Origin of the sequence: Fervidobacterium changbaicum, assembly GCF_004117075.1 — a bacterium.
In the GTDB taxonomy this organism is placed as follows: domain Bacteria; phylum Thermotogota; class Thermotogae; order Thermotogales; family Fervidobacteriaceae; genus Fervidobacterium; species Fervidobacterium islandicum.
The window spans coordinates 710,887-729,649 of sequence record NZ_CP026721.1; the positions used below are offsets into that span (position 1 = coordinate 710,887).

Here is an 18,763-nt window from a genome sequence, read left to right on the forward strand (position 1 = left end):
TATGCGCTATCTATTTTGGATATCAATCGTAGCTTGGTGGATAATGGATTTCTGCGTTCTTGTTCTAAGAAAAAACATTTATTCAAAAGTGCTCGACAAAAGGAGTAAGTTCATAGTTATCGGGCTTATTTTGATAGGGGTATTTTTAGCAATTGTACCAGAAGATTTCAGAGCGGTTTGGAGAACGAGGGAATTCGGGCCATTCCAAATATTCGGTACGTTCATCGTTATGCTCGGTGTGACGATTAGACTCTTAGCGATCATAAGCTTGGGTGAGTATTTCTCTGGAGATATAGTTGTCGGACCAGATAAAAAGCTCGTTCAGAGGGGATTATATAAGAAAATCAGGCATCCGAGTTACACAGGCGAGATAGTAGCATTCCTCGGTCTAGGGATCGTATTCCAGCATATTCCATCTTCTATTTTCATATCTGTCTTTCCCTTCTTAGCGTTCTTATACAGAGCAATTATTGAGGAAAAGAAACTGCACGGGGAATTTGGAGATGAGTTCATCGAATATAAAAAGAGAACAAGGATGTTCATATGATCCTGTTAACTTGTAGTGATGGAAGACAATAGAACACAGATAACACGCGCAATATCATTGTTGTTCAGTTTCAAGAGATTTCTCACTACACAAAAGCTGTTCACGTACATTGGAAGATTGTCAATATTCTTAAATCCACGCTTGGCTCGTACAAAGTCTTGGAATAACGAAAACTTCGATTCACATTGATTGTTTTGCCCAAGTCTCACAACAATATGATTGATATTCTTGTATAGTATCTTCACTGCACCATATGCACCAAGTCCATCTGTAATTAGTTCGATTGTTCTTTCGTTGTTACCAAAGAACTTCTCTAACAATATCTTCACTTGACCCATATCGCGATATTTGGATACATGCCAAGCAACAATAAGATTCGAATCGTGCTCAACTAAGAACCAAACGTAGTACTTTTTGGATTTAAACAAAACGACAGTTTCATCACCATGGACTTTGAAAGCATCTACAGGAACGAGGATGGAAAAGAAACAAGACAACTTAAGGATCCACTTGTAGATAGCGACATGAGAGACTTTGATATTAAGTGAGTCTCTGATGGAACGCAAGGACACAGCTTTGAAATAAAGGACGAAGGCTTTAAGGACAATAAAGATAGGGAAACGGAAGAACTTGAAAGAGTCGAAAGGAAGAGGGACAAATTGAGGTAAGTTAGTTGGGATTTCGTCTCTGGTATGGCAAGAACGGCAACGGAACTTAACGAAGGCTTTTTTGATTTTGTGGATTTGCATAGTTTTTCCACAGACAGGGCATTTAGGATAAGGGAAAGAGAAGAGCTTGTGTTTTTTTGAATGAACAAGTCTGAAAGTGCGCTTACAGTCTTTGCAAAAGTATTGTTGGTTACCGTACTTATCATGACCGTTTTTGTAGATGTTGGTAGAGCCGCATTTGGGGCAAGAGACTACAGAATTTTGCATAGTGGAGTACCTCCTTTTTGTGAGAATTGATGGTGGGGGGTGTTCCACTAATAAGAAGATAATACGGTTTTTGGAAATTTTCAATACTTTTAGTTAACAGCATCGTTCATATAAAGGGGGGAGCATTATGATAAAAAATCAATGGTACGTTGTAATGTCTTCACGTGAGATAAGAAAAGGGCAATTAGTTGGTGTTACAAGATTTGGCGAGAAGCTCGCATTTTGGAGAGATAACAAAGGTGCTGTACACTGCATATCGGATATTTGTTGCCATAGAGGAGCTTCTATATCGCATGGTAAGTTACTTCACAACGGACACGTTGCGATGTGCCCGTTTCACGGTTTTGAGTACGACCCAACAGGCAAAGTGGTCGCTATCCCCGCAAACGGTAGAAAAACCCCTGTTCCTGAGAATTTCAAAGTAAAGTCTTACAGAGTGCATGAGACGGCAGACTTTATTTGGCTATGGTACGGCGATGATGAACCAAAAACTTTTCCAAAGTATTTCGATGATATAAGCGATGATTTATCATACAGTGAATTTAGTGAAGTATGGAACGTGCACTATAGTAGAGCTATTGAAAACCAGTTGGACCCTATCCACGTACCTTTTGTACACTACAATACCATTGGAAAAGGAAACAGAACTGTTGCAGATGGCCCCATTGTTAGGTGGATTGATGATACGATGTTTTATTTCTATGTCTTTAACAGAGTAGACGATGGGACACCGGCCAAAAGACCCGATGAACTTAAGATAAGCGATGCAAGTAAAGTCTACTTAGAGTTCAAGTTTCCTAATATTTGGCAAAATCACATTGACGAAAAGCTACGAGTGACCGCAGCATTTGTGCCGATAGATGATGAACATACCAAAATTTACCTTAGATTCTACGTTGGATTCACCAAGGTAAAGTTTCTTGATAAACTCATCGCCATCTTAGGAACACCGTTTAATAAAAAGGTGTTACACCAAGACAAAGCCGTTGTTGAAACTCAAATACCAAAGAGGTCTGAACTCAGGATGTCGGAAAACCTCATCAACGGAGACCTGCCGATAATTGAATATAGAAAGAAGAGAGAAGAACTGAAAAAAATTAATAACGTTTAACCAGTAAAAAACTTTAGGAGTGATTGTATGTCTGAAGAAAGAAAACAGAAACTTGGTGCTCAAAATGATTCGGAATACGCGATAACCTCGTTGGAGCAACTAATACAACTGTGGACAAAAACATACAACCACGAAGGCAAGCCCGACTGGTCACACCTACTACCTTTTTACGATGAAAACATACACTTTAGAGACACTGTACAAGAGATACACGGAATAGAAGAATTTAAAGCCATGGTTGAACGCCTAACAAAGCGTTCTCAAGAGTTGCACATGAATATTCTGAACGCGGTTATGGAAGGTAACGTTATCTTCGTCGAATGGGATATGATAATTAACTTCAGAAAAACAAAGACGTCGGTGGTACACGGTGCAAGCAGGCTTATTCTGAACGAGAAAGGTAAGATAATAGACCAAAGAGATTACTACGACCTCTGGGGTGATATATTCGACAACATCCCTGGATTCGGAAAACTTTATAGGAAGTTCATGAAGAAGGTGTTTGGATGAGCAAAGAGTTTAACGGCTGTTCAGTAAGAAGGTATTGGCCGCAATACAGATGGTCAAATATATTTGAAATGATACGAAATATGTCGAGTCGGCCAAAAACTTGCAAGCAGCGATTTGACGACAAGCTCGTTGTAATTACCGGAGCTACTTCTGGTATTGGGTATGAAACAGCTAAAAAGTATGCAGCCAGCGGTGCACGTTTGATAACAATAAACCGAAATAAAGAAAAGTCGGAAAAACTGTGCCGAGAACTTGCTGAAAAATACAACACTGATTGTGAATACATTTTAACTGACCTCAGCAAGCTAAAGGATATCTTAAACGTTGCAGAAAAATTGAACTCTTTGAATTCTAATATCGACGTGTTAATTCACAACGCAGGTCTTTATCTTAACAAGAAAGTTTTAACTGAAGATGGGCTTGAGATGAACTTTGTTGTTCATTACCTTGCACCATTCATAATAAATTACTTACTAATGGAAAAGTTGAAGAGAGACAACTCCACCCGAATAATACTTGTCAGCTCCGAAGGATACAGATTTGCAGCCTGGGGGATATGCTTGGATGATTTGAATTGGGAGAAGAGAAAGTATTCTGGTTTAAAAGCTTACGGAACAGCCAAACTCGCTCAAATCTTGAGTATGCACATTTTTGCACAGATATTTAGTTCAGAGAAACTTAAAATCACCATAAACGCTATGCACCCGGGGTTTGTAAAAACCAACACGGGACAGGATAACGGACCAGTGTACAAGTTTTTCAAAAAGCATCTGCTTGATAGACTCTCCAGAGAACCAGCAGAATCAGCAGAAGCTCTTTATTATCTGGGAGTTTCCAAAGAAGTGAGTAATGTGAGTGATGAATTTTTTCACTACACCACCATCGAAGAACTCGCCCCACCTGCCAAAGACATGGAATTAGCTCAGATGCTTTGGGATAAGACTCTTCAGATAATAAAAGAAAAGTGTGGATTTTAGAGAGGTGAAAAAGATGCCTAAAAAACGAGAAAAAAAGGTGTTAGTAGTTGGTGGTGGAATAGCTGGTCTTACGGCAGGCGTATACCTTGCAAAGAAAGGCTACGATGTTAAGGTGATTGAGAAATACGAGAAATGTGGAGGGTTGGTCAACACCTTCGAATACGAAGGTTTTAAACTGGAAGGCGGTGCTCGCGCACTTGTAAATGCTGGTGTAATTATCCCTATGATTGAAGACCTTGGCTTGGACATAGAGATTTTAAGAAATCCAATCTCCGTAGGTGTCGAAGACAAGATAATGCGTGTTACTGACACCAGAAGCTTGGAAGAGTACGGACAACTTTTGAAACAGTTATACCCTCAAGCAGAAAAGGAAGTAGATGAGCTCATAAGAGTCGAGAAAGAGATACTTGAATACATGAAAATCCTTTACGGAGTCGACAATCCGCTGTTTTCTTTCAATAAAATAAAGGAAGAAGGTAAGTTACTCGAAATGATGCCAAGATACCTTCTTTGGTTTTTTAAATTCTTGAAGACCGTTAAGAAAATCAACGAATTAAACGACCCTGTGGAAGAATATATATCAAGATTTGTCAAAAATCCTTCGTTGAGGGATATTGTGATTCAGCACTTCTTCAGGGGAACTCCTTCATTCTTTGCATTAAGTTATTTCTATCTGTATCTCGATTACATATACCCAAAAGGTGGCGTGGGCACCTTTCCGCAAAAACTTGCCGAAAAAATTACTGAACTCGGAGGTCAAATCCTTACTAACACTGCAGTCACAAAAGTTATTCCGTCGAAAAATATAGTTATCGACGATAAAGGTAATTCACATGAATACGATGCAATGATATGGGCTACAGATCTTAAAACGTTCTACAAAATCCTCGATACAACAGCGCTATCAAATTCTTTGGTAAGTAAATTAGAAAAAGAAAAACAACGTGTACTAAAGGCCCGAGGTGCAGAGTCGGTACTAACTTTTTACTTAGGTGTAGATGAACCCGTCGAAACGTTCGCTAAAATCTCAACTGGACATTTCTTTTATACGCCTCTTAGACAAGGTCTTGGCGAACTTAATCGCTCAAAAGTTAAATACATAGTGAAAAACTACGAAAATCTGAGCAAAAAGAAAATACTAAATTGGCTCGAGGATTTTATCAAATTCAATACTTATGAAATATCGATCCCGGCGTTGCGAGACTTATCGATGGTACCCGAAAACAAGACCGGTTTGATCGTGAGTATGTTATTTGATTACGACGTTGTTAAGAAGATAAGGGACGATGGTTGGTACGAAGAATTCAAACAAAAAGCGGAGGAAATGATTATCGATAATCTCGCCAGCACGATATATCCATTCTTAAAAAACAAAATACTTTTCAAATTCACCTCGACGCCTTTGACAATTGAACGAATTTACGGAACTTCGGATGGCTCGATTGTAGGATGGTCTTTCGAGGATCCCATTCCCGTACCTTCCGGTATGTTCAGCATGAAATCAGCTATAAGAACACCGATTGACAACATATACAAAGCGGGAAAATGGGCATACGCACCAGCAGGTGTGCCAACTGCAATAATTACGGGGAAATTGGCAGCGGATGTGATAAAATAGACTTTTAGAAAGGCTTATCATCAAACCAAAAGGAGGGAAAGGTATGCTTGATATCTTCACGATTATTTTCCAGATATTTTGGATGGTTCTCATATTCTCCTCATTTGCACCACTCTTTAGAAATTTTTCTTTGCACTCTTCACGTGAGGCTATCATAAGACAGATTGAGCAAAAGAGGAAAAGCAGGGTCATAACACTCATCCACAGGCAAGAATCCCTAAGCTTCTTTGGATTTGGCATAAGAAAGTTCATCGATATCGAGGATTCAGAAGAAGTATTGAGAGCTATCAAAATGACGCCTGACGACATGGCTATCGATTTCATCATCCACACTCCGGGCGGGCTTGTGCTCGCAGCAGAGCAAATTGCCAACGCACTTAGAAAACACAAAGGAAAAGTTACCGTTTTTGTTCCACATTATGCGATGTCTGGAGGAACGTTGATAGCGCTTGCTGCCGATGAAATTGTTATGGATGAAAACGCCGTGCTTGGTCCTGTAGACCCGCAGTTGGGACAATATCCAGCAGCTTCCATTTTGTCGGTCCTTGAAAAGAAGAACATAAACGATATCGATGACCAGACTTTGATACTGGCTGATATCGCTCAGAAAGCGATGAAACAGATGAAGGAATACGTGACTGACCTATTAAAGGAAAAATACCCCGACAAAGCCGAAAAGCTCGCCGAAGACCTTGTAAGTGGAAAGTGGACGCACGATTATCCTATAACCGTAGAGAAAGCCAGAGAGCTTGGGATAAAGGTCTCCACTGATATGCCAAAGGAAATCTACGCACTTATGAGCCTTTACAAAAATCCAACCTCAGGAAAGCCATCGGTCAACTATGTTCCTATAAACTATAAGAACGAATAATTTAGAGTTTTCCAAAAAAAAACAGCGGCTTTTCGGCCGCTGTTTTTCATTGATTACCTGTTTCCAGCACAAAGGAAAGTAAAGGTACCGGAAATCCATGCGGTGAAGAATTGAGACCTATGTAGAATATATATTGCTGATTTTCATTAACTGGTTTAGTCATTTCAGAAAAAGGAACAAATATACCTGTTGATGGATACACTTTGAGACCTTGTACGTAGGTCTCAACAAAGAAGTGCGTATAAATTCCTGCTGACAATATACCTTCAGTCGAAGGATTCATCACTCCAACTGTAATTCCGCTGTTTCTTACATATAGCAGATTCCCGAACAGGAAAGCATTATCCGTAAACAATGTCGAGGCTAACGACATATCATAAGATGTCTTATCAATAGAACTTAACTTTGTTGCCAGTCTTCCTTCGAACGTGACATCGTTCGTTAGTGCCAGTCCCAAATAGCCATATCCATAAAGATTTGATAGCAGGTTATTCGAATTAAACAAATCTTCAATTTTGTCGTTGCTCAAAAGCATGAATAACTGCGCCTTATACGGAAAACCAAAAGCATACGAAGTAATTAGAGCGCCTAATCCAACATTGTTTTTTAACACTGTTGGCACATTCACCGTAAAAAGGCTGAACAAGGAATCAATAAGACCGATATTTTGGGTTTTGAAACTAAACGTTAGATAACCATACAAATCTGTAATTGGGCTGAGAGTAAATCCACCCAGTCTAAATACACCAGAAAGGTTGTAGTCGTTTGTTGGATAAAAATAACTTGCAAAAGTTTCATAGAAATCCTTTGACGTATACCAAGCTATATACTGTGAGTAATCCACACTGTAATCGTACTCTGACATTCTTAAATCAAATATTGGTGTTAAAATCAAGAAACTATCATTCTCAACGTTTCCAAAAGTAAAAATCATATATGCTCTGTGCACTTCTGCATCAGTCTCATAGCCGTACTCGTACATCGGTATCCAAGTCAACGGTTGCATCATTTTTTGAAGTCTGAACGTCAATTCTGAGCCATATTTGAACTGCTTTTCAGTAAATTCAAACTTGAACTCGCGCTTAACAAGTTCTGCAGAATCCTTGGAAACTTTAACCTTATATACACCTGTACCTGTGTTGAGCGAATATGGAATGTAACTGACGTAGTAAATATCTTCACCATCTATACAAAAATCGTACACGAGCATATCTTCACCGAGTTTGTACAGTTTACTTTCCAACAAATCATAGTAATACGGATTAACGTACTTTCCATCAACTCTTGTAAAAATCAGTCCATTATTCCAAAATCTAAGGTACGGTCCTTTCATTGCATCATCGTCAATTACTATTCTTTCTTTTGATAAGGTATCGTACACTATTATCTGATAATCGGACGTAAGGATTGCCAACTTACCATCTTTTGCATCCATGTAGGCAACGTACTTATCAAGCGTTATATCGAACCCTTCTGCCCGAATTGTCGTTTGCATTTTCCTTGTATCGTATCGAGCAGTATACAACTTGCCCTTATCAATTGCGAATGCAGAAATCTTACCTGTAGCAAGCAATTTGCCAGAAGAAATATCCCAGATTTGGTTTTCGTAGTTTCCAAAGCTTTCAGCCTTTGTCAATACGTAGGTTGTTTTATCGACGTACTTTATATCAACGGCTATCAAGTTTTTGCTCGACTGAATTTTTCCTTTTTTATCGATCACAATCAACCTTGGATTGACGGTACCGATATATGATGTTGCAGGTCCGTATTCATTTAGATAGACAGCCAATTTACCATCAACCAAATCGAGCTTATAAATCTTCGAATTTGGTGCTTTGTACACCAAACTTCCTTCCGTGTAATTCAACTTCATTAGAGATCTTATCCAGTCTGTATAAAGCTCATCAAACGGTTTTCCGAACACCTTTTCAAACACATCCTTGTACTTAGTGCCTACTTCAAAATCAGGAATAATTGTTGAGGTAAGCTCTATATATTTCTTAACCTTTTCTATTCCATAAGTATCAACAAGGTACTTGTAGAAGCCCGCCGTATAGTTGTAGTAAAGTTGCCCACCACGATAGTCATCCCAAGGCATCAATTCCTTGTAAGTAAATGATGGAAAGTTCTGTATAGAATAATAGTACAGTCCGTCAGATACGTACGGATTATTTAACCTGCCGGAGTTTTTCGAGAACGAGCTCTCAGCAAAAACTGTTGTACCTTCTACAAAAGGCCCATACAGCTGAGGTAGATATGGAAATCCTGTGAGTATACTGAAAATCTTAGTAAAAATATCCTGATATGTGAGATGAACCATGTGAGTAAACTCATGTATAATCAAGTAGGTATACCAATCTTCAAGCGGTAGTTCGAAGGCAATCCAACTTTCCGGTGGCCACATGTAGAGCGTTATCGTTCTGTGGAAAAGTGGCATCGTGTATCCGTTGCTTATCGTACCTTTGTCCTCCAAAACAATGGTAATCCTTCCAGGATCGTTTCCAATTAAATCGATTACCTGCTGCCTGATATTTTCGAATATCTTTCCAACGAGTTTGGCGTTCTCTTCATATCCTTCGGGATAAACAACGTCCGCATGTTCAAAGTGTAGAACTCCGGAAAACAGGTTTGAAGAAAAAATCAACAAAAGAAACACCCAAATTAAGAACGACCTATTCACCCAGTCCACCCCCCAAAACTTTGTTGAATGAATACAAACATCACTTCTTTCCTGTTAAGTATCCCACGACGATTTCTTGGAACTTAGGGAATCTTCCACTTTCGGTAACTTCACCACTCACTCTCACTAATATTTCATCCCCGACAATACCAATTATATCACCAGTACCAATGCTTTCACCTGCTCTAAAAACCCTGTGCTTTTCTTTGGCACTGTCAATCGAATCCGTATAAATTACCTTGCCCGCATTGATTATCGCAAATTCTGTAGCATATTCTTCCAATTCAAACATTTCGTGTGATGAAACAATGCAGCTTTTCCCACTGGAAGCGTACTCTTTAATGAGTCTCATCACCTCATACCTTACCGTTGGGTCAAGATGCTGGGTAGGTTCATCAAGTATCAGTAATTCAGCATTTGTTGATATGGCTAACACAACAAGAAAAAGCGTCTTCATTCCAATGGAATAAGTTTCCACGCGCTGCGAAAGGTCGAAATTGTACTTTGCAACGAGTCTATTAAACACTTCCCCATCCCATTGCGGATAAACCGAAGAGTACAACCTTTCATAATCGTATGCGGTGAAATTTCGGAAGACCTGTCTATCTTCAGAAACAGCAGCTATTTTTTGTTTCGTAACGGCGTTTATTTTCTCACCCATGAATTCAACAATTCCAGAGTCAGCATCGATAGCCTTAAGGATACACCTAATCGTCGTTGTTTTCCCAGCCCCGTTAGGACCTATAAGTGCAAAAATACTACCTTTCTTTACATCAAACGAAACATCTGCTAACACCTGCTTATTATTAAACCTCTTGCTGATTTTTCTCACAGAAAGCATAACTTCAGAATCACTCTTAAGACTATCCAGTTCAGTATTTAAATATTCCATAAATCACTCGCCCCCTTTCTTGGTAACAGAAAGATATCCAATGTACAGACAGATTGCGGCAAAAATTGCCGAAGCTAAAATACTTTCCTGTCTAATGGGACTGATGAGCCTGTAGGGATTGTATAAATGCTTCGTTGAATAACCGCCTATCGAACCAAGCACGACATCTACCAGAAGAATTAGGAACAAACTCCCCACTGGATCAAAAGATAAATAATTAACCAATACAAAAGAAAGTCCCAAGTAAGCACTGAGGAATATGAGTGAAGATAAAACATCTTTAAGAAACAGCGAAAGACTATCGTAAAAAGGCATACCAACAAGGCTTGTAATTACCGTTATTAACACCAGAAAACCAAACCCAAACCAGTAAACAAGTTCCTTCGTATACGGCAAGAATAACAATAGGTCTAAGCGTCTATTTTTAAGGTCTGAAAGGATTGCGAATAGTATCCCAAAGAAAAGCCCAACCAATTTCCACGAATTTCCAGGCAGTAACATTAGCACAAAAAAGATAAGCAAAGCTCCGAATTTTTCTTTAAACTGCTTGCGTAAGTACTCATTGAATAACGCCAAATAGTATTTGTCAAACATTCTTCCACACCTCCTCAATTATCGTCAAAAGCGTCAGCATATCAATTCCACTCTCTTTTACCTTTTTTATCACGTTGCAAAGTTCCGAAATAGCCTCTTTGTCTATCTTTAACTCTCCTGATATAAAGTATCCGACACCTTGTTCTGATTCAACTAATCTCTCGTATTTTAACCTTTCTAATGCTTTAAGGACCGTGTTGACATTTACATCGAATATCCTTTCCAAATCTCTCACCGCTGGTAACTGCATACCTAATTTCAGCTCTCCGAGAATTATTTTTGCTTTTATCTGATTAACTATTTGTAAATACGCAGGTACGCCGCTGTGTTTGTCGATCTTTCTAAAAGTTACATGGATACTCTCCAAACTTTCAAAGTTTTCCGATTTGCTCATTCTCTCACAACCTTCACACCAGAAGAATTTATCTGAATGTCGTTGTTTGAGCTATTCTTCACACGCAGCGTACCTCCGGTTCCATCAATCTCCAACCTCAAATCGCTTCCGGCAACAAAATCAATCTCACCTTTCACGCCAGTTGCCGATATATCCATAAAACCACAATCTCTAAGCCTTATGTTTAAATTAACACCTACGCTTTGGATGGTAATTCTCTCAGCTGCGAGTTCACCATCGATTTCCACACCAACTGAGTCTATATCTAATTCCTCTGCTGAGAGCCTTCCAGTTAAATTAACACCTGTACCATCGAGTTTGATCTTATCAGCGCTGAGCTCACCATTCATCGACATCCCAACCGTAGAAGCTTCAAACTTTTTCAAACGTTTCCCAAGACTTCCTGATACATCAAGTCTTACGGATGAAATATCAATCTTTTCAACATCTCTTCCACCTAATCTGACAACGTACGTAGATTTCTTGTCACCACCAGTTATCTCAAGAACATCTCCTTTCGGCCTTACCTTCAGCTCTGAAGGAACAACAATACCAGAGTCACCAACGAACTCCAATCGCAATCCGCCATCGATGTTTATAATCAATTCCTCTGGCTCTTCGTAACTTACACCCGGATTGTAAACTCTGCCTGATTGACTTGTAAGCACCTCTGTGAAATTCATTAACCTTCTCAAACCACTTTCACCGGTGGTTGCCAGATACTTAAAACTCTCAGCACTTGCCATAGGAATAAGAAAAAGCAGAACAGCAAGCACTATAAAACCCGTCATCTTGCCTGTGTAAGTCTTGATTATGTAGCCTACAACAACTATCGAAAAAAACGCAAAAACCACCTTAAGTGGTACGTATACTGTAAAAAACCCCAACACACTAAGAACAAGAAGTGCTATCACCAAGTAAAGAACCTTCACAAAATCCTTCATACCGCTACCTCCTTATCGTGCCATTATAATTGTCTTACTGTTATAGTTAAATAGAACATTCAAATTATACTCTTTTACCTCTATGAAATGTGTTTCTTTCCTGTAACTTTTACTGTGATATTATGTTTCCTTTGTGAATTACGATAAAATAACGTTAAGAACTCGGCTTCATCCGTTCACATTTAGTGATATTCAAAGCAAATAAAAAAAGCGGCTCTTTCGAGCCGCCTTTATTAGCTGTAGATTATTTTATTACTTCTTACCTTCTGCAAGCGTGTTCAAGTCAAGCTTAATTCCAGGTCCCATTGTAGAAGCGACAACTGCTTTCTTTATAAAGTTACCCTTCACACCTGCTGGTCTGAGTGCGAGTATCTGTTCGTAAGCAGATTTGATGTTTTCCTTGAGTTTTTCTGGATCGAATGAAGCCTTTCCAACTGGAATGTGGATGTTTCCTGTTTTGTCTGTTCTAACTTCAACTTTACCCTTTTTGAATTCTTGAACTGCCGCTGCAACATCATCTGTAACTGTTCCGGTTTTCGGGTTTGGCATCAAACCTCTTGGACCGAGGACTTTACCAAGCTTACCGATAACCTTCATCATATCTGGTGTTGCAATTGCAACGTCAAAATCAAAGAATCCTTCGTTGGCAATCTTATCGACAAGTTCTTCTCCACCAACGTAGTCTGCTCCAGCCTGCTTTGCCTCTTCCGCTTTTTCGCCTTTTGCGAAGACCAAAACTCTAACGGTTTTACCAGTTCCGTGTGGAAGGCTAATAGTACTTCTTATGTTCTGCTCACTTTTTCTGTAGTCGATGTTTGTCTTTACGTGGAATTCAACTGTTTCGTCAAATTTTGCTGTTGCGGTCTTCTTTGCCAGTTCCACTGCTTCATCAAGAGAATAAGCTTTTTCTCTATCAACAAGTTTCCTTATTTCATTGTATCTCTTGGAGTGCTTAGGCATATTCTAGCCTCCTCCCTTCCGCTTCAGTCTACGACTTCCAGACCCATGCTGCGAGCGGTTCCTTCGATTATTCTCATCGCAGCTTCGATGTCGTTTGCATTGAGGTCTGGCATCTTGAGTTCAGCAATTTCTCTGATTTGCTGTCTTGTCACTTTTCCAACGATCTTTCTCTTCGGTTCCGATGAACCCGAGTTGAGCTTTGCCGCTCTCTTCAGCAAGAAGCTGGCAGGAGGAGTCTTTGTAACGAATGTGAACGACCTGTCATCGTAGACCGTAACGATAACTGGTATGAGCAATCCAGCCTTATCCGCTGTGACTGCGTTGAACTTCTTACAAAATTCCATCAAGTTAACTCCTCTTTGACCCAGGGCAGGACCTACTGGAGGAGCTGGTGTTGCTTTTCCGGCTTCGAGCACAAGCCTAACCTGTGCCACTACTTTCTTTGCCATACAACTTACCTCCCTTTTGTGGTATTTTCGGGCTCTTTGCCCTCCCACTGCGCACAACGCGCACAATTTTTTTGGCTTTAAATCTTTTCTACTTCACTCACATGCACACTAACCGGTGTCTCTCTTCCAAATATCGTAATATTAACCTTAAGTTCCTGCTTTTCTTCGTCAACTTCTTTAACGACACCAACAAACCCTTCAAACGGACCTGTTATGATCTTCACAGAGTCTCCAGGTTGTATTTCCAGTTCCACCTTTGTAACCTGCGGTTTTGCCTCGTGACGTATTTCCTCAAGACCAGCTAACCTCTTTATATAGTGCACTTCCTGTGTTTTTAGCGGCAGAGGTCTGCCACCCGCCGAAACAAATCCCATCACAAATGGTGTACTTCTAACAAATTCCCATGTATGATCGTTCATTATCATCTCAACAAAAAGATACCCTGGATAAAGCTTCTTCTTCTTCGTCTTTTGGATTACTATTTCCCTTCTCGTTGGATACTCAACTATCGCAACACGCCCGGAACTTTTTGCATAAATCTTTCTACCTTCAGCAAGTACCTGACCAGCTTTGACTACAACGCCCTTCTTGCACACGTTGGGATTGAAAACATCAACATGTATTACGTAAACATCTTCATCACCAAGAACCGTTCGAACAACAACACGCTTAACCTTTTCATTTATAGCTACCTTACCATCTATATCACATATATACTCATCGGATGCCGCAAGAAACGTGCCTTGAAAGACATTCGTTCCCACACGTAACCCTGATATTGGCTTTGCTGATTCTGGGATAACGTAGGTTTTTGAAAACTTCTTGTCCGTTGTCTCAATAACTATCCTTCTGGCATTTGTTATTTCAACAATCGTTCCATCTCTTCTAACCTTTATTGCCGGTTCTTCTGCCAGCAAGTCACCTTTCTCAACATCCATGCCATTGCTGACATGAAGTTTTGCTTCGTGACTTACGATATGTCGCTCGAGCGATTTACTCGACGTATCAATTACCGTTTCTTCCAAAACGACAACATTAGGGATAATAGATTCGTATCCCTGAGCTTTAATTTTCGCTTCAAGGTTTTCTTTAACTTTGTTTTCATACCCGGTAATGGTATGAATTATATACCATTCTTTTTTCATTATTTATTCACCTCAGAATTTCTGCAACAACACGCCGAGTGTTCCTGAGAAGAGCAGGTCAACTAAGAAAAGATAAACTGAAGAAACTGCTAGAATAAACAAAACTACCCCTGTCGATGCCAGGAGTTCTTCTCTGTTTGGCCACGATGTCTTTTTTGCTTCGCTCTTAACTTCTGCAAAGAACTTCTTAAGCTTTTCCATCGTTATCTCCCCCGATAGCGTTCTGGTTTGAATGCAGATGTTTTGCTCTTATACACTTAGTATTATAAAATTTGGCAGGGGCGGCAGGACTTGAACCCGCAACACCCGATTTTGGAGACCGGTGCTCTGCCAGTTGAGCTACGCCCCTGCGAATAATAAACAATTCAACTGATTTTCTTTAATCGAAAAACATTAAACCTTAGTTTCTGTGTGGAATGTGTGCTTATTGCACTTCGGACAGTATTTCTTAAGTCTGAGTTTGTCCTTTTTGCTCTTTTCTTTCGTCGTGTAGTAATTTCTTGTACCGCACTCTTCGCACTTGAGACCTATCTGAACTCTCATCCCTATTCAGCCTCCTATAAAAAAATATCTGGTGGTGAGGGAAGGATTTGAACCTTCGAAGGCATTCTGCCAGCGGATTTACAGTCCGCCCCCTTTGGCCACTCGGGCACCTCACCACACATCCGTGGTCTGGAGCCAACGGAGGGACTTGAACCCTCAACCTGCTGATTACAAGTCAGCCGCTCTAGCCGGTTGAGCTACGTTGGCTCGCTCATGCGTTAGTTATTATACCTGAGGGGGCATATTTTGTCAATGTTTCAACTGCGTTTAGCTATGTTACATTTTTTCAAAGACGATACTTGAACAAGTGCCAGAAAATATGATACCATACCACGAGAAAAATTCAAGTAGATTTTTAGTTTCAGTAAGCTTTAGCGGTAGTTCTCAAATTCATATATTTCATGCCACTTATCTTGAACCTTCTCTTACCCCATAATGTGTACTAAGCGGACAACCGGGTAGTTTCCTTGTTTGTTTGAAGTGCATATTACACTAACAGTATACCGACTTAAGAAAACTGTTCTTTGGAGATTGTAGCAGAACGTCTATTCGTTATAGCTTTATGAGAGATAAGATGCTGCTTTTTCAGCAATGGCCCTTTATAAATTTTCTTCAGTTCTTCTAAGTTCTTTCCTCTGGTGTAGTATCATTTAATCTCTGAATTCGCTTGCGACATTTATCGATTTTTCATTTTATTAATCTTAGATAAAAGTAAAGTGTTTTAGTTCCTCGTATCCATTTCTGCTCGCAATCCTGTTTTCCACTGCCTGACGTTACCAGTATTTTTTAGATTCCGCCTAAATTTTGGCCATGAGCTGTTTGCTAATCCAAGCGAACTGCTGTATACTGCATACAAATATCCATCTACGCTCCCTATATAGATTATTCCATCTGGCCCCACTGTAGCTGAAGAGGTAATTGAGCTGTCTGTTCTAAACATCCACTTAAGCGAGCCATCCGGGTTTATCGCATATAGATAACCATCATCGCTCCCCACATAAATTGTTCCATCCGATCCTACTGCGGGTGAAGATTGAACATACCATCCTGTTAGAAATCGCCACTTGAGCGTTCCATTCGGGTTTATTGCGTAAAGATAGTTATCCCTAGCTCCCACATATATTGTTCCGTCTCTCCCTATCGCGGGGGAAGAGGTAATACCCCCACCAGTTTCGAACTTCCATTTCTGCGTTCCTTCCGGGTTTACTGCGTACAGATAACCAAGAGAATCTTTATAAGTTCCTATATAAACTGTTCCATCTGCCCCAATCGCTGGCGAGGAGGTGATATAAACCAATTCACCCACGTAAAACTTCCACTTAAGTGTTCCATTTGGGTTTATAGCATATAGATAATCAAATATAGCTCCTACATAAATCGTTCCATCGATCCCCACTGCTGGAGAAGACGTGATAAATGTAGGAGCTATATTTGCGTCAAACCTCCACTTCTCCGTTCCATCCTGATTTATTGCGTACAGATAACCGTTTTCACTTCCTACATAAATCGTTCCATCGTCCGCTATCGCTGGGGAGGAGTAAATACGCCAACCAGTTTCAAACCTCCACTTCTCCGTTCCATCCGGGTTTACTGCATACAGACAATGGTCTTCACTTCCTACATAAATCGTTCCATCTGGTCCTACTGCAGGCGAGGAAAAAACAGAGGACCAAGTTCTGAACCTCCAACTAGGTGTTCCATTCGGATTTACTGCGTACAGATAACCGTCTCCACTTCCTACATAAATCGTTCCATCGTTCCCTATCGCGGGGGAGGAGAAATAGATACCGTTTGTTTGAAACTTCCACTTCGGTGTTCCTTCATTAAGAATGTACACAGTTACGTGCGCTTCGTTTTTATTTCCTGCAACATCATAAGCAATTACTCTCAACGTATAGAACCCATCATTAAGACTGGTTGTATTTAGTATAAACGTACATGGTGACTGTGTATTCTCTGATACTTTTGTTGAATTCACATAAAGCTCTATTCTTGCTATTCCACTTTCATCACTGGCATTTACATTCACACTTATTGTTCCTGAAACTTGCGAGTTGTTTGTTGGTGATGTTATTGTCACTCTTGGTGCTAAGTTGTCTATCGTTTGCGAACATGACACGAGGAAAACTAATGCGAATGCCATTAACGTTCCTGCTATCGCTTTCTTTTTCATAATTTTATGGTTTAAAACGTCACACATGTTAGTATTCGGTAACTCTCCTATTTGTCGATGTGTCGTATACTAAGAACAAGACTTGCATACTATTTGATTTATTGTACCGCGACTACCTTAATTTACAAACTATCTATTTCATTATCCACAAGTTAACCAACACGAATTATTCGAGTATTCCTTTACGTATCGACCTTTCGCAAGACTTTTCTTACAAAATCACGTACTGCCGTGTACTAACCAGTATAAGAAAAAAGCCACCCTTTTTCAAGGATGGCTTTTTTAAAGCTGTTATTCTTTTCACTCGTAGATTATTTCCCAAGTAAATTCAGGAACAGCCTTTTTTAACATTGCAGATACACCACAGTATTTGTCTTGTGAGAGATTAACGGCTTTTTCTACCTGTTCTTTTGGTGGTTCTCCATTGAATTTGAAGAAGTATTTAAGGTGAATCTTCGTGTAGACTTTCGGATGTTCCTGGGATTGTTCGTATTCGACTTCCATCCTAAAGCTTTCTAGCTTATCAATCACCTTCATTTTTCTAAGCAGAGAAACAACATCCATTCCTGTGCAGCCCATTAGCGAATACAGAATTAGTTCCTTAGGTCTTGGACCTGCGTCTCGACCACCAACCGAAGGATCAGAATCGATTATCAAATCATGTCCTGACAGGGTTTTCGAATAAAAAAGCATGCCAGAATAGTAATCCATACGTGCTATTGCCATCAAAATACACCTCCAAAACTTATTTTGTTAGACTTTCATTTTACCTAATATTATTAAGAGCCCAAGTACTATCATAAAAGCTCCACCGATGTATTTAATCCATCTTTCCCAAGAAGGTTTGCCAAATCCCATTGTCAGTGCTTTTGAAATACCAGCTCCTATTGTAAGGAACGGTACTGAAATGCCAAGAGAATATATAAAGAGTAACCATATGCCTTTTGCTACACTTTGCTGGGATGCTATTAATAAAATCGAGGCGAGTATTGGACTACTGCAAGGTATCCAAACAAAACCGATTGCACCACCGAGGACAAACCCACCAACTAAACCTGCGTTCTTGAACTTCCAAACATTTGCCTTCGTACCTTTAAAAAGCTGGAATTCCGCAATGTACATTATTCCAAATATTATTATACCAATTCCTATGATTTTCTCCAAAATGCCCGAGTATTTAGCCAAGAAGCCACCTATGAACGATGACAATCCACCAAGAAGACTGAAGACTATCGAAAAACCCAAAAAGAACCCTATCAATCTCTGTGCTCTCCTTTGCCCTCCGAGCACTATCCCAATGAAACCAGGTATGAGAGGTAAAACGCAAGGGCTAAAAAACGAAAGAAACCCGTGAGCTAAAGCAAGCCACACACTTACGTCTGTAGGTGTTAAGGAAATCATACAATCACCTCAGAGAGAA

21 protein-coding genes and 3 tRNA genes are annotated in these 18,763 nt (G+C 39.8%); 6 read left to right on the top strand and 18 right to left on the bottom strand.

What is annotated here, in order from left to right:
• Position 1: 1 nt before the first annotated feature.
• Positions 2 to 547, top strand: a complete 546-nt coding sequence (locus tag CBS1_RS03250; RefSeq protein WP_164969240.1) for a methyltransferase family protein — start codon at positions 2 to 4, stop codon at positions 545 to 547.
• A gap of 5 nt (positions 548 to 552) precedes the next feature.
• On the opposite strand, the gene CBS1_RS10435 is transcribed toward CBS1_RS03250, so the two are convergent.
• A complete protein-coding gene (locus CBS1_RS10435; RefSeq protein ID WP_033191365.1) occupies positions 553 to 1,482 on the bottom strand; it encodes a DDE-type integrase/transposase/recombinase in 930 nt (309 codons plus the stop codon).
• Between the two features lie 127 nt (positions 1,483 to 1,609).
• Between CBS1_RS10435 and CBS1_RS03255 the strand changes: the two genes are divergently transcribed.
• The 4 genes from CBS1_RS03255 to CBS1_RS03270 are packed head-to-tail and all read left to right on the top strand — an operon-like array spanning position 1,610 to position 5,698.
• Entirely contained in the window at positions 1,610 to 2,593 is a 984-nt protein-coding gene (locus tag CBS1_RS03255; protein WP_090223142.1) for an aromatic ring-hydroxylating oxygenase subunit alpha, read from the top strand.
• Between the two features lie 27 nt (positions 2,594 to 2,620).
• Entirely contained in the window at positions 2,621 to 3,103 is a 483-nt protein-coding gene (locus CBS1_RS03260) for a nuclear transport factor 2 family protein (protein WP_090223144.1), read from the top strand.
• Entirely contained in the window at positions 3,100 to 4,080 is a 981-nt protein-coding gene (locus CBS1_RS03265) for an SDR family NAD(P)-dependent oxidoreductase (RefSeq protein ID WP_090223145.1), read from the top strand. The genes CBS1_RS03260 and CBS1_RS03265 overlap by 4 nt, the downstream gene beginning before the upstream one ends.
• 13 nt (positions 4,081 to 4,093) lie before the next feature.
• On the top strand, positions 4,094 to 5,698 hold the full coding sequence (locus tag CBS1_RS03270; RefSeq protein WP_090223148.1) for a phytoene desaturase family protein: 1,605 nt from the start codon (positions 4,094 to 4,096) through the stop codon (positions 5,696 to 5,698).
• Here CBS1_RS03270 and CBS1_RS10890 read toward each other — a convergent pair.
• The gene (locus CBS1_RS10890; RefSeq protein WP_407918656.1) at positions 5,582 to 5,863 is read right to left on the bottom strand and encodes a hypothetical protein; all 282 of its coding nucleotides are present in this window, start codon (positions 5,861 to 5,863) and stop codon (positions 5,582 to 5,584) included. The genes CBS1_RS03270 and CBS1_RS10890 overlap by 117 nt on opposite strands.
• Here CBS1_RS10890 and CBS1_RS03275 point away from each other — a divergent pair.
• Positions 5,751 to 6,569, top strand: coding sequence for an SDH family Clp fold serine proteinase (locus CBS1_RS03275; protein ID WP_407918657.1), 819 nt, complete (start codon positions 5,751 to 5,753; stop codon positions 6,567 to 6,569). The genes CBS1_RS10890 and CBS1_RS03275 overlap by 113 nt on opposite strands.
• A gap of 46 nt (positions 6,570 to 6,615) precedes the next feature.
• On the opposite strand, the gene CBS1_RS03280 is transcribed toward CBS1_RS03275, so the two are convergent.
• The 16 genes from CBS1_RS03280 to CBS1_RS03355 form a co-directional block, all read right to left on the bottom strand.
• The gene (locus CBS1_RS03280; RefSeq protein ID WP_241685560.1) at positions 6,616 to 9,249 is read right to left on the bottom strand and encodes a hypothetical protein; all 2,634 of its coding nucleotides are present in this window, start codon (positions 9,247 to 9,249) and stop codon (positions 6,616 to 6,618) included.
• Positions 9,250 to 9,289: 40 nt separating this feature from the next.
• Entirely contained in the window at positions 9,290 to 10,141 is an 852-nt protein-coding gene (locus CBS1_RS03285; protein WP_241685561.1) for an ABC transporter ATP-binding protein, read from the bottom strand.
• A gap of 3 nt (positions 10,142 to 10,144) precedes the next feature.
• Complete coding sequence (locus tag CBS1_RS03290; RefSeq protein WP_090223152.1) at positions 10,145 to 10,735, bottom strand: hypothetical protein; 591 nt, start codon at positions 10,733 to 10,735, stop codon at positions 10,145 to 10,147.
• Positions 10,728 to 11,129: a GntR family transcriptional regulator gene (locus CBS1_RS03295; protein WP_090223154.1), complete on the bottom strand. Its 402-nt coding sequence runs from the start codon at positions 11,127 to 11,129 to the stop codon at positions 10,728 to 10,730. The genes CBS1_RS03290 and CBS1_RS03295 overlap by 8 nt, the downstream gene beginning before the upstream one ends.
• Complete coding sequence (locus tag CBS1_RS03300) at positions 11,126 to 12,073, bottom strand: hypothetical protein (protein WP_090223156.1); 948 nt, start codon at positions 12,071 to 12,073, stop codon at positions 11,126 to 11,128. The genes CBS1_RS03295 and CBS1_RS03300 overlap by 4 nt, the downstream gene beginning before the upstream one ends.
• 252 nt (positions 12,074 to 12,325) lie before the next feature.
• Complete coding sequence (gene rplA / locus CBS1_RS03305; protein WP_033191857.1) at positions 12,326 to 13,033, bottom strand: 50S ribosomal protein L1; 708 nt, start codon at positions 13,031 to 13,033, stop codon at positions 12,326 to 12,328.
• Between the two features lie 23 nt (positions 13,034 to 13,056).
• Positions 13,057 to 13,482 carry a 50S ribosomal protein L11 gene (gene rplK, locus CBS1_RS03310; RefSeq protein WP_033191858.1) on the bottom strand — a complete coding sequence of 142 codons (426 nt, stop codon included), beginning with the start codon at positions 13,480 to 13,482 and terminating at the stop codon, positions 13,057 to 13,059.
• 77 nt (positions 13,483 to 13,559) lie between these two features.
• Positions 13,560 to 14,627 (bottom strand): transcription termination/antitermination protein NusG, encoded by a 1,068-nt coding sequence (gene nusG, locus CBS1_RS03315; protein WP_033191859.1) that lies wholly within the window; start codon positions 14,625 to 14,627, stop codon positions 13,560 to 13,562.
• A 12-nt stretch (positions 14,628 to 14,639) separates the two neighbouring features.
• Positions 14,640 to 14,828 carry a preprotein translocase subunit SecE gene (secE, locus tag CBS1_RS03320; protein ID WP_033191860.1) on the bottom strand — a complete coding sequence of 63 codons (189 nt, stop codon included), beginning with the start codon at positions 14,826 to 14,828 and terminating at the stop codon, positions 14,640 to 14,642.
• Between the two features lie 72 nt (positions 14,829 to 14,900).
• Positions 14,901 to 14,976: transfer RNA gene (locus tag CBS1_RS03325), tRNA-Trp, on the bottom strand.
• A 44-nt stretch (positions 14,977 to 15,020) separates the two neighbouring features.
• A complete protein-coding gene (rpmG, locus tag CBS1_RS03330; protein WP_033191861.1) occupies positions 15,021 to 15,170 on the bottom strand; it encodes a 50S ribosomal protein L33 in 150 nt (49 codons plus the stop codon).
• Between the two features lie 29 nt (positions 15,171 to 15,199).
• A tRNA-Tyr gene (locus CBS1_RS03335) sits at positions 15,200 to 15,286 on the bottom strand.
• 14 nt (positions 15,287 to 15,300) lie between these two features.
• Positions 15,301 to 15,377, bottom strand: a tRNA-Thr gene (locus CBS1_RS03340).
• A gap of 514 nt (positions 15,378 to 15,891) precedes the next feature.
• Entirely contained in the window at positions 15,892 to 17,313 is a 1,422-nt protein-coding gene (locus CBS1_RS03345) for an outer membrane protein assembly factor BamB family protein (protein WP_084384119.1), read from the bottom strand.
• 330 nt (positions 17,314 to 17,643) lie between these two features.
• Entirely contained in the window at positions 17,644 to 18,069 is a 426-nt protein-coding gene (locus tag CBS1_RS03350; RefSeq protein ID WP_033191862.1) for an OsmC family protein, read from the bottom strand.
• Positions 18,070 to 18,096: 27 nt separating this feature from the next.
• Positions 18,097 to 18,744 (bottom strand): cytochrome c biogenesis CcdA family protein, encoded by a 648-nt coding sequence (locus CBS1_RS03355; protein ID WP_033191863.1) that lies wholly within the window; start codon positions 18,742 to 18,744, stop codon positions 18,097 to 18,099.
• Between the last annotated feature and the right edge of the window lie 19 nt (positions 18,745 to 18,763).

Coding starts and splice junctions, on each gene's coding strand:
- CBS1_RS03270 (WP_090223148.1), top strand. CDS start 4,094: ATGCCTAAAAAACGAGAAAAAAAGGTGTTAGTAGTTGGTGGTGGAATA.
- CBS1_RS03260 (WP_090223144.1), top strand. CDS start 2,621: ATGTCTGAAGAAAGAAAACAGAAACTTGGTGCTCAAAATGATTCGGAA.
- CBS1_RS03290 (WP_090223152.1), bottom strand. CDS start 10,735: ATGTTTGACAAATACTATTTGGCGTTATTCAATGAGTACTTACGCAAG.
- CBS1_RS03350 (WP_033191862.1), bottom strand. CDS start 18,069: ATGGCAATAGCACGTATGGATTACTATTCTGGCATGCTTTTTTATTCG.
- rplA (WP_033191857.1), bottom strand. CDS start 13,033: ATGCCTAAGCACTCCAAGAGATACAATGAAATAAGGAAACTTGTTGAT.
- rplK (WP_033191858.1), bottom strand. CDS start 13,482: ATGGCAAAGAAAGTAGTGGCACAGGTTAGGCTTGTGCTCGAAGCCGGA.
- CBS1_RS03285 (WP_241685561.1), bottom strand. CDS start 10,141: ATGGAATATTTAAATACTGAACTGGATAGTCTTAAGAGTGATTCTGAA.
- rpmG (WP_033191861.1), bottom strand. CDS start 15,170: ATGAGAGTTCAGATAGGTCTCAAGTGCGAAGAGTGCGGTACAAGAAAT.
- CBS1_RS03295 (WP_090223154.1), bottom strand. CDS start 11,129: ATGAGCAAATCGGAAAACTTTGAAAGTTTGGAGAGTATCCATGTAACT.
- secE (WP_033191860.1), bottom strand. CDS start 14,828: ATGGAAAAGCTTAAGAAGTTCTTTGCAGAAGTTAAGAGCGAAGCAAAA.
- CBS1_RS03345 (WP_084384119.1), bottom strand. CDS start 17,313: ATGGCATTCGCATTAGTTTTCCTCGTGTCATGTTCGCAAACGATAGAC.
- CBS1_RS03300 (WP_090223156.1), bottom strand. CDS start 12,073: ATGAAGGATTTTGTGAAGGTTCTTTACTTGGTGATAGCACTTCTTGTT.
- CBS1_RS10435 (WP_033191365.1), bottom strand. CDS start 1,482: ATGCAAAATTCTGTAGTCTCTTGCCCCAAATGCGGCTCTACCAACATC.
- CBS1_RS03250 (WP_164969240.1), top strand. CDS start 2: ATGCGCTATCTATTTTGGATATCAATCGTAGCTTGGTGGATAATGGAT.
- nusG (WP_033191859.1), bottom strand. CDS start 14,627: ATGAAAAAAGAATGGTATATAATTCATACCATTACCGGGTATGAAAAC.
- CBS1_RS03265 (WP_090223145.1), top strand. CDS start 3,100: ATGAGCAAAGAGTTTAACGGCTGTTCAGTAAGAAGGTATTGGCCGCAA.
- CBS1_RS03255 (WP_090223142.1), top strand. CDS start 1,610: ATGATAAAAAATCAATGGTACGTTGTAATGTCTTCACGTGAGATAAGA.
- CBS1_RS03355 (WP_033191863.1), bottom strand. CDS start 18,744: ATGATTTCCTTAACACCTACAGACGTAAGTGTGTGGCTTGCTTTAGCT.